We start from the raw sequence: 9,479 nt of genomic DNA, 5'->3' as shown, positions 1-9,479 counted from the left end.
GTTTCACCCATTTTTGCTGGGGTCATCTTGCCGCGTTCTACCATTTTGCCAAGTAGTTTGCTCGCTTCGCCCATACCAAGGTCTAATTGCTCAGACTTGATATCTTTCATGATGATTGGCAAGCCTTTGCTGGCTGCTTGATAAGCGATACCGCCACCCATGATACCAGCGCCTAGTACAGCGGCTTCGCTGATGTCGTGTGCTTGCTTGCTGTGTTTTTTGGCCAGTTTTTTGACTAGCTGATCATTTAAGAATAGACCAACCAAGCTTTCTGCTTGTGGCGTCTTAGCGGCTTTTGCAAAACCAGCAGCTTCTACTTCGATTGCTTTGTCACGTGATAAATTAACGTGCTTTTCAATCGTTTCGATAGCGATTGCTGGTGCTGGGTATTGCTTAGGATTCGCTTTAGCGAAAATAGCACCTTTGGCACTGTTGAACGCCATTGCTTGCTCAAGCTGGTTTAGCTTAACTGGAGCCAGTTTTTCTTCACGTTTTGCTTTCCAATCAAGCTCCCCTGAGATACATTTTTTGACTAGGTCAATTGCTGCATCTTGTAAGTCGTCAGCAGGTACAGTCGCATCAACCAAGCCTAGCTTCAATGCTGCCAATGCTTTCTTTGGGCTACCAGTCGCGATCAGTTCAAGCGCGTTATCGATACCGATGATACGCGTACTACGAACTGTACCGCCGAAACCTGGGAAGATACCTAGCTGAGTTTCTGGCAAACCGATGATAGCTTTGTCACTCATGACACGGTATTCACAAACCAAAGTCATTTCACAACCGCCGCCCATCGCCGCGCCATTGATAGCCGCAACTTTCGGGAATGGCAGGTCTTCAAAACGATTGAAAGCGTCATTAACATGAACGACCCAATCTTTGATCTCGCTTTCTGATTTTTTGAAAGAACCGACGAATTCTGTGATATCAGCACCAGCGATAAACACGCCTTTGGCTGAAGTAACGATAAGACCTTTTACGTTGTCGGCTTTTTCTAACGCACTAACTGCTTCACCAAACTGCTTATTGGTTTCGGCATCAAATTTGTTCACGCTCTCATTTTCGGCGTTGTACTGCATATTGGCGATGCCATCCTCTAGCATTGTCACCGTGATGCGATTTCCTTGGTATACCATTTGAAACTCCTTTCTATATAACGAAAGCTACGTTTTGAATTAAAATAAATAGCCAGTTACTGTTAGTAAAATGGGTAATAGCACTGTGCGCTTGTCATGTTATAAAGACAAACATATAACCAGCTCACAAGTGAAGATGTCTTTATTATCCAGCGTTCATCATGATGCACGTTTTTTGCGTCTCTTGCATGACATCATATGACGCTTCATTTATATACTGCTGTTGCAGGTACTGATGTTCAAAATATTGACTGAGACTTGGTCTAACACTCGGTATCGACGATTGAACATCCTGAGAAAAATCCCAGTAGGGTCACCATCAGACCATTTTCACGTCAATTAGTGTAGGGGATTATGCCCCTAACTGTCACAAGCTAATACCATACTCGCAAGTCACTCTTAAATCACTTGCAGGCATTTACCTTACGCTAAAAGTGTTTTAGTGAATAAATGTATACTGAATTGTTAATTTAGATTTATTTTGTGTTGTTGGCTCAATGCACGACATCTTTAGAATGATAGTCCGGTAGCGCTACTTAATAAATACCAATTGATCAATGCTACTTGGTCAGTGCTAGTTATTCAGTGTCAGCATTCAGTACCATTTTTCTACTGTAGTAAGATTAACGTGCCAGCCTAGCTTGCTCTTTTATCAGAACATATTCAACCAGAGAGTGACATCATCCATCGGTAACGAAATCTTGTCGTTATATTGCAGCTAAAACTACTCTATTTTCGAATAGACTTTAGTAGAAAAATGCAAAAAACAATCAATTGATACCGTGTGTCACATAAGCGATATGACTGATCATGCTACACTAATAGCGTTTTTATCTTATCCCTAATAAGTTTTACTGTATCCCTGATAAATGGTTGGATTATGACTGTTTCCCTTACTTCTAGCATTACCTCTACTGGCGTTATCCCTTTTGACTTTGTCTCTTTTCAAAGCACTGAGCAGTTTCATGGTGCTGTGCGTGCCCAATTATCGCAAGATATCGAGGTGTTGTTTGATTACGCCAAGCTGCCTAGCCCGCTGGTAGATGCTTGCCGCTATGTCATGACTGGACAAGGTAAGTTGGTACGCCCATTAATGGTTGCTAGCGCTTTTGCCAGTATTAATAGCAGCAATAATGAACGTACAGACGAACCTAATGATGATATCGATACTCTCGATGCTGATCTAGACACGCTGCTAGAAAACGACTCAGACTATGATATGTCGCGCCGTGCTGCATTGGCCGTAGAACTGCTACATACTTACTCACTGGTACATGATGACTTGCCCTGTATGGACGATGATGAGCTGCGCCGTGGTCAGCCGACTGCGCATATTGCCTTTGATGAAGCGACAGCTCTGCTAGCAGGAGATGTGTTGCAGACACTAGCATTTGAAGTATTAACCGCAGAGATGCCAACCTTTGCACCATTCGATGCAACTATCGCCAGTCAGCTCATGGCAATATTTGCGCCGCGTGCTAGACGCATGGTGTCAGGTCAAATGCTAGACCTCAATGCCGAAGCCAGTACCAGTATTGCGCAGGATGATTTGGAAGCTATCCACCGTGACAAGACAGGGGCATTGATTGAAGCGGCAATGCTCATGGGCGGCGTCTGTGCTGGTGCAACTGCCCCGCAGCGCATGGCACTACAAGAGTGCGCGCAATATATCGGTCTGGCCTTTCAAGTCCAAGACGATGTGCTAGACGTCACGATGACGACTGATACGCTTGGTAAGCCTGCAGGTAGCGATGAAAAACTAGACAAATCTACCTACGTAAAACTGATGGGTGTCGATAATGCCACCAGTTATGCGCAATCGCTATTTAACGAGGGACGCGCAGCCATTTCTCATGAACTAAATAGTCGTGAGCTTAACGACAATGAAGATAACATTGGCACAGCTAATGATGCGCTACTGGCACTGATTGAATGGCTCTGGTCACGTAAAAAGTAGCTTGTCGAATAGCAGGCGAAAGCAGATATCGTAATAAATTTTATTACCCAAAACGGCAGTGAGTGGTCAACATGGACAGTTCCCCTACCCCGCGCATTTACCTCGGCACTGGTGGCTATAGCGATACCGATTTGCTCGGTACGCTGTATCCCACCGGCACCAAAAAAACCGACTTCTTACGTGAATACGCCAAACAATACGGCGCAGTCGAAATCAACAGTACATTTTATGCGCCCATCGGACAAAAAGCCTTTGCTGGGATGGTCGATAAAGCTTATACACAGGCGGATAGTCAGTTGAAGTTCGCCGTCAAACTGCATCAAGACTTTACTCATGCACGTAAAGGCACTGCCGAACACGCACAGGCATTTCTAAACGCTTTATCTCCACTTATCGAAGCAAATGCTTTAGCGCCTTTACTATTACAGTTTCCGCATGGCTTTGATCGTACTCGCGAGCACCGTCTCTATTTAGCGAACCTCGTCAGTTGGTTTCAAGACTACCCACTCACCATTGAGTTTCGTCATAACGCTTGGCACACGCCGCAAGTGGTCGATAGCTTTCGGCAGCAAGGTCTCATTTGGTGTAGCGTCGATTATCCCAAGGTTAGCGGACTGCCACCGTCACGATTGATATTTACTGAGCGCACTGGCTATCTGCGCATGCATGGCAATAACCTAAACTGGTGGGATGCGATGAGTGCGGCTGATCGCCATGATTATCGTTATAGTGAGACAGAGATGCAATACTGGGCGCAAGCGATTGCCAATCAGCGACAGCATTTTGATACGCTCTATATTTTCTTTCAAAACACCGTCAATGCACACGCTTATTATAATATTGCGATGCTGCGAGAAGCGTTGGGTAATTTTGGGTTTGAGGTTTTGTGATGTCGATAAACTTAGCGAACTTATTTGATTTTTTTCGGTCTCATAAAGAACCAGAAAATGAGCACGAAAAATCTATTCAGCTGTTGCAAACGATGCAGTGGTCAAAATTATGCTGGGATGAAAGCTGGGAAGAAGTGATAGCGCTAGAAGGCTTATTACCAGAAGTAGGTAAAACCTACTCTATAAAACTTGATGAAAACGAAAACTATGCTAAAGAAGGAAAAGTATATATTTTATGGCTACCACCACATTCAGAGCTTAATGGTTGGTACGACAAAAGACCCTCTGAAATCCTAAAATCTTATGTATTAGAAGGTGATTTATACAATGCCACTTCAAACTACGAGAATCGTGAGTATTTTTTTGACTTTCAGGTTGTGAGTCGTACAAGGCTAATTGATTACTTTATCAATATTCATAAAACAGAAAGTGTCTATGTACCCTATTTTCTAAAATATAAAGATAATTTGGCGTCAACTTGGGAAAACGTTCAAGACCTTGAAAAATGTAAAGTAGAAGACTACTTGTATCTACATGGGGTAGAGTCAGGATCTAGCTTTGAGCTTATATTATCTTATGAAAAAGAAAAGATTTGTCTCCATTACTTAGCAATTCTATATTACCCTGCTGACTATGAAACTGTTATTACAAGATATTGTTTGAATCCTAAAGAGCAGAAGTTATTTGAAACATTGATAGAAAAAGCCAGTGAAATAACAGATGATTCAATGGACTCACTAGGAGATAATCAGATTTTCGGTGCTGAATATTGGTAATTTCTTTTAATCAAATTTAAAGTTAAAAAAAAGGACACCTCACCGTGTCCTTTTCTCATCCAAACCCTCAATAGCTAGAAACTCCCTTTCCACGCCAACCTCTTAAACTCTATGCTTTACATCCGCATAGACACAATAGATAAATTTATCCAAAACAAGCCTACAGAATCGCTCTACTTATTCGTTTTGCACACTGGTAATTTATATCCTACTAATCAAGAGACATCAGTCAAAACGCAATATAAGCGTACTGATATTCACTCATAATATTGGAGAAAGCATCGATGACAACACTAAATAATAAAGTCGCGATTGTAACCGGTTCATCAAAAGGTATCGGCGCACAGATAGCCATACTACTCGCAGAATCAGGGGCGAAAACCGTTATTAACTATGCAAACGATGGCGAAGCGGCTAACGATATCGTAAGCCAGATTAAATCCGCAGGCGGTGAAGCAATCGCCGTTCAAGCTGATGTTAGCAATACCAAACAAGTCGAAGCCATGTTTGATGCCACTATCAGCGCGTTTGGTAAGCCAGATATCTTGGTCAATAGCGCAGGAATAATGATTAATAAACCCATTGCCGAAACTACCGATGAAGACTTTGACCGTATATTTGCTATCAATGTAAAAGGCACTTTCAACACATTGCGTGAAGCCGCGACTAAACTCAATGACGGTGGTCGTGTCGTAAATCTATCAAGCACAACCACTCGCATGCTGCTACCTAGTTACGGTGCCTACTGTGCGACCAAAGGTGCAGTCGATCAGCTGACCCGTATATTTGCCAAAGAAGTTGGCGAGCGCAACATCACGGTTAATGCAATATCTCCAGGCCCTACTGACACTGAGCTATTTCATCAAGGTAAATCGGATGACACGGTAGAGAGACTTGCTAGCATGTCACCATTTAACCGTATCGGTGAACCAGTTGATATCGCTCGTGTAGTGGCGTTTTTGGTCAGTGAAGAAGCAGCTTGGGTTACTGGACAAAATATCGGCGCAAACGGCGGTATAGCCTAATAGCATAACGGCACTACTCTATTAAAAATATGTTTTGATCAGATATCAAAATAGAAAGCTATATATAAAATTGTCACATAAAAAAGGACACCTCGCGGTGTCCTTTTTTCAATCAAATACCTAGTCGTTAAAGATTACTCTTCAACGCCAGCATCTTGACCTTTATATTTTGCATTTGCGTAGTCCCAGTTCACTAGCTTGTCTAGGAACGTGTCAACATAGTCAGGACGACGGTTACGGTAATCTACATAGTACGCGTGTTCCCATACATCACAAGTTAATACCGCTACTTGGTCATGTGCAAGTGGGGTGTCAGCGTTAGCAGTTTTAGCGATTGACAATTTGCCACCGACTTTGTCAGCAACTAGCCACGCCCAACCTGAACCAAACTGAGTCAATGCTGCGTTTTTGAACTCTTCACGGAACTTGTCGTAGCTACCGAAATCTTCTTCGATTTTTGCTTTTAGATCGCCAGTAGGTTCGCCGCCGCCGTTTGTTGGCGTCATGCAGTTCCAGTAGAACGTGTGGTTCCATACTTGAGCTGCTTGGTTGAACATACCTTGCTTGCTGTCATCTTTAGCAGTCGCTACGATGATTTCTGGCAATGTTTTGTCTTCTAGACCAGAACCTGGCAACATGTCTTTTAGCTTGTTTACATAAGCGGCATGATGCTTGTCATGATGATACTCTAGCGTTTCGGCACTGATATGTGGCTCTAGTGCGTCTTTCGCGTATGGTAGGTCTGGTAAAGTAATGTTTGACATAATTATTTCATCCTTGCTGTTTAGCCGTTAGTTTATAAAAACTTGCTTATAGAAACTGAATTTTACGCTATTTTTACACCGCAAAAAACACTATAAAATAGCGGACTAAATTGGCTGAGTTTATTGTTTGAAATGAACTTTATCGCTTGATACACGGTACTGCTCAATACAATATCACGTATCATTATGAATCCAAAATTAACCTAGCGGTTACTTATTGCTATTATTCTTCGCCAAAAAGCCAAGTCTCTGACTTTATAGACTTTTATTAACTTAATATTCACAAGCTATAAGATATAATTCACTGTAGCTTGGTATCTATTATAGCAATAGTGATCAATAATATCAGTTACCAAATGTTATAGCCCGTACAATCTGTATAGCGATTGGTTATTTATTAAGCGGTAACTGCATTCACTCCAAACTCATGCGTTGTCATTGTTAGTATAACTACTTCAATCGACAAACAATTTACCGATTAGCGCTACAGAAGATAAATAAAACCTACTCGAATAATAGTTTTTCATCATCTTTATATAACGGACTGACTCTATGAGCACCACTGATACCTCGTTAACTGCTACCCACCCGACAACAGCCAACCAATGGGTACTGGCCAGTAACAATAAAGGCAAATTGGCTGAGTTTAAACGGCTATTTGCCGAAGTGAACTTGGACGTGACGATTGTCCCGCAAGGTCAGCTTGATATCGAAGACGCCATCGAGGATGGTCTAAGCTTTGTAGAAAACGCCATTATCAAAGCCCGTCATGCGAGCCGTATCAGTGGACTGCCTGCGATTGCTGATGATTCAGGACTGTGCGTGCCTGTACTAGGCAATGCGCCAGGTATCTACTCTGCGCGCTATGCGGGCGAGCATGGCAACGATAGTAAAAATAACGCCAAGCTCATCGCCGACTTGCAGCCTATCCGCGCAGCAGAGCCAGATACTCCGATCAAAGGTATGTTCGTTTGCGTACTGGCAATGGTGCGTCATGCCGATGATCCGCTACCGATTGTCGCCCAAGGATTATGGCATGGAGAGATTTCAGAGACAGCGCATGGTGATGGTGGCTTTGGGTATGATCCATTGTTTTGGTTACCTGATTTACAAGCCAGTGCGGCTAGTCTAAGCGCTACTGATAAAAACAACATCAGCCATCGTGGTCAGGCAATCCAGCAGCTATTGGCGCAGCTACCTTTATAAGTACCTTATAGCTGTTCTATTTATAACTATCCATAAGTGCACTTAATACTCATAGTACGCTTGCAACCTTATCGCTGTTTCTTATCCGTTATCTTATTTATTGATTATGAATATGGCTAACTCTTTATATAAAATTAAGCCATAAAATAGCAAGCAACATAAGGAAACATGCCGACAAAGAGATAATTTTTACTTTAATAAACAGATAGATTATACTGTTCTACTTTTAAAATTTTGTTGAAATCCGTTATTTGGCTGTATAATTCACCAAAAAGCGTTATTATGCGGTGCATTAACGGTTTATTATCGATATTTGATAGCATGGACAACCTCAGCAGGTTCACCTTTTGGTATCAGCGGCGATTGCTACTGGCACTGAATTTGACGTTGTGCACTATCGCTATCCCCTATTTATTTCAACGGCAGCCCGTCGTACATGCCCGTAATTTGAGGCGCGGTCTGTCTATTACAATTTAACCCTAAGTACTATTTCATTAATCAAACGTACTACTTAATCCTAAAGGTGTAATTAACATGGCTACAGATTTACAAGTCACAACCAACAAGCTATCTAATAAAGAAACCCAGCTAACGGTTAAAGTGCCCGTTGAAAAAATTCAAAACAAAGTTGAAGGCCGTATTCGCCAAGTTGCGAAAACTGCCAAGATTGACGGTTTCCGTAAAGGTAACGTCCCTATGTCACACATCCGCTCTCAGTACGGTGCTGGCATTCAACAAGAAGTTATCAACGATGTCATCCGTGATACTGTATTTGAAGCGATCAAATCTGAAGACATCCGCGCTGTTGGCATGCCTAACATCGACGACGTAAAACTTGAAGACGATTTCTTGGTATATCAAGCCACTGTTGAAATCTTCCCAGAAGTAGATGTACAAGGTATCGATGAGATCGAAGTTGAGCGTCACACTGCACAAGTGAGTGAAGAAGACGTTGACACTATGATCGAAAACCTACAAAAGCAACGTGAAGAATTCGTTGAGAAAAAGGGCATGGCTGCGAAAGACAACCAAGTGACTTTTGACTTTGAAGGTTCTATCGACGGCGAAAAATTCGAAGGCGGCTCTGCTGAAGACTTTAAACTAGTTATCGGTAGCAACCAGATGATTCCAGGTTTTGAAGCTGGTATCAAAGGCATGAAAGCTGGCGAAGAAAAAACTATCGACGTCACTTTCCCAGAAGATTACCAAGCTGAGAACCTAGCTGGTAAAGAAGCTCAGTTCAAAATCAATGTAAAACTGGTTGAAAAATCTAAGCTACCTGAAATCAACGAAGAGTTCCTTGAGCTATTCGGCGTAAAAGAAGGCGGCGTTGAGAAGTTGAAAGAAGACGTACGCAAAAACATGGAACGCGAAATCAAAAACGCTGCGCGTAGCCAAGTTAAGCAAGCGACTTTTGACGCATTGTTAGAAAAGAACGAGTTTGACGTACCAAACGCGATGCTAGAGCAAGAAATCGAGCGTCAACGCAACATGATGATGCAACGTTTCTCTCAGCAGTTCGGCGCGAATGCTGATAGCTTCGATAAAGACATGCTGCCAAATGAGCTATTTGAAGAGCAAGCGCTACGTGCTGCCCGTCTTGGCATCATCGTTGCCCGTGTTATCGATACTAAAGGCTTAGAAGTAGATCAAGAGCGTGTTGAAACCTTCATCAAAGAAGCCGCTGAAAACTACGAAGATCCAAGCGAGGTCATCGAGTACTAC

8 protein-coding genes are annotated in these 9,479 nt (G+C 42.5%); 6 read left to right on the top strand and 2 right to left on the bottom strand.

What is annotated here, in order from left to right; genetic code table 11:
* On the bottom strand, positions 1-1,136 hold a 1,136-nt coding region (locus B2863_RS06170; RefSeq protein ID WP_296208278.1), incomplete at its 3' end, for an enoyl-CoA hydratase-related protein.
* 880 nt (positions 1,137-2,016) lie between these two features.
* Here B2863_RS06170 and B2863_RS06165 point away from each other — a divergent pair.
* The 4 genes from B2863_RS06165 to B2863_RS06150 all read left to right on the top strand — a co-directional run bounded on the left by B2863_RS06165 (position 2,017) and on the right by B2863_RS06150 (position 5,784).
* A complete protein-coding gene (locus tag B2863_RS06165) occupies positions 2,017-3,093 on the top strand; it encodes a polyprenyl synthetase family protein (RefSeq protein WP_296208274.1) in 1,077 nt (358 codons plus the stop codon).
* A gap of 71 nt (positions 3,094-3,164) precedes the next feature.
* Complete coding sequence (locus B2863_RS06160; protein WP_296208272.1) at positions 3,165-3,983, top strand: DUF72 domain-containing protein; 819 nt, start codon at positions 3,165-3,167, stop codon at positions 3,981-3,983.
* Entirely contained in the window at positions 3,983-4,759 is a 777-nt protein-coding gene (locus B2863_RS06155) for a hypothetical protein (protein ID WP_296208270.1), read from the top strand. The genes B2863_RS06160 and B2863_RS06155 overlap by 1 nt, the downstream gene beginning before the upstream one ends.
* Positions 4,760-5,043: 284 nt before the next feature.
* The gene (locus tag B2863_RS06150; RefSeq protein WP_296208268.1) at positions 5,044-5,784 is read left to right on the top strand and encodes an SDR family oxidoreductase; all 741 of its coding nucleotides are present in this window, start codon (positions 5,044-5,046) and stop codon (positions 5,782-5,784) included.
* A 134-nt stretch (positions 5,785-5,918) separates the two neighbouring features.
* Here B2863_RS06150 and B2863_RS06145 read toward each other — a convergent pair whose 3' ends face one another.
* On the bottom strand, positions 5,919-6,548 hold the full coding sequence (locus B2863_RS06145; RefSeq protein ID WP_101205324.1) for a superoxide dismutase: 630 nt from the start codon (positions 6,546-6,548) through the stop codon (positions 5,919-5,921).
* A gap of 552 nt (positions 6,549-7,100) precedes the next feature.
* Here B2863_RS06145 and rdgB point away from each other — a divergent pair.
* Positions 7,101-7,754, top strand: a complete 654-nt coding sequence (gene rdgB / locus B2863_RS06140) for an RdgB/HAM1 family non-canonical purine NTP pyrophosphatase (protein WP_296208265.1) — start codon at positions 7,101-7,103, stop codon at positions 7,752-7,754.
* A 534-nt stretch (positions 7,755-8,288) separates the two neighbouring features.
* Positions 8,289-9,479 (top strand): trigger factor (tig, locus tag B2863_RS06135; RefSeq protein WP_296208262.1); only part of this gene is annotated, 1,191 nt, incomplete at its 3' end.

The sequence above is a fragment of the Psychrobacter sp. UBA3480 genome (assembly GCF_002377945.1).
Taxonomy (GTDB): Bacteria; Pseudomonadota; Gammaproteobacteria; order Pseudomonadales; family Moraxellaceae; genus Psychrobacter.
This window is presented reverse-complemented; position numbering and strand designations above follow the sequence as displayed.

What these genes read in the sequence shown, in the direction of transcription:
- B2863_RS06165 (WP_296208274.1), top strand. Translation starts at nt 2,017, where the DNA reads ATGACTGTTTCCCTTACTTCTAGCATTACCTCTACTGGCGTTATCCCT.
- B2863_RS06160 (WP_296208272.1), top strand. Translation starts at nt 3,165, where the DNA reads ATGGACAGTTCCCCTACCCCGCGCATTTACCTCGGCACTGGTGGCTAT.
- B2863_RS06155 (WP_296208270.1), top strand. Translation starts at nt 3,983, where the DNA reads ATGTCGATAAACTTAGCGAACTTATTTGATTTTTTTCGGTCTCATAAA.
- B2863_RS06150 (WP_296208268.1), top strand. Translation starts at nt 5,044, where the DNA reads ATGACAACACTAAATAATAAAGTCGCGATTGTAACCGGTTCATCAAAA.
- B2863_RS06145 (WP_101205324.1), bottom strand. Translation starts at nt 6,548, where the DNA reads ATGTCAAACATTACTTTACCAGACCTACCATACGCGAAAGACGCACTA.
- rdgB (WP_296208265.1), top strand. Translation starts at nt 7,101, where the DNA reads ATGAGCACCACTGATACCTCGTTAACTGCTACCCACCCGACAACAGCC.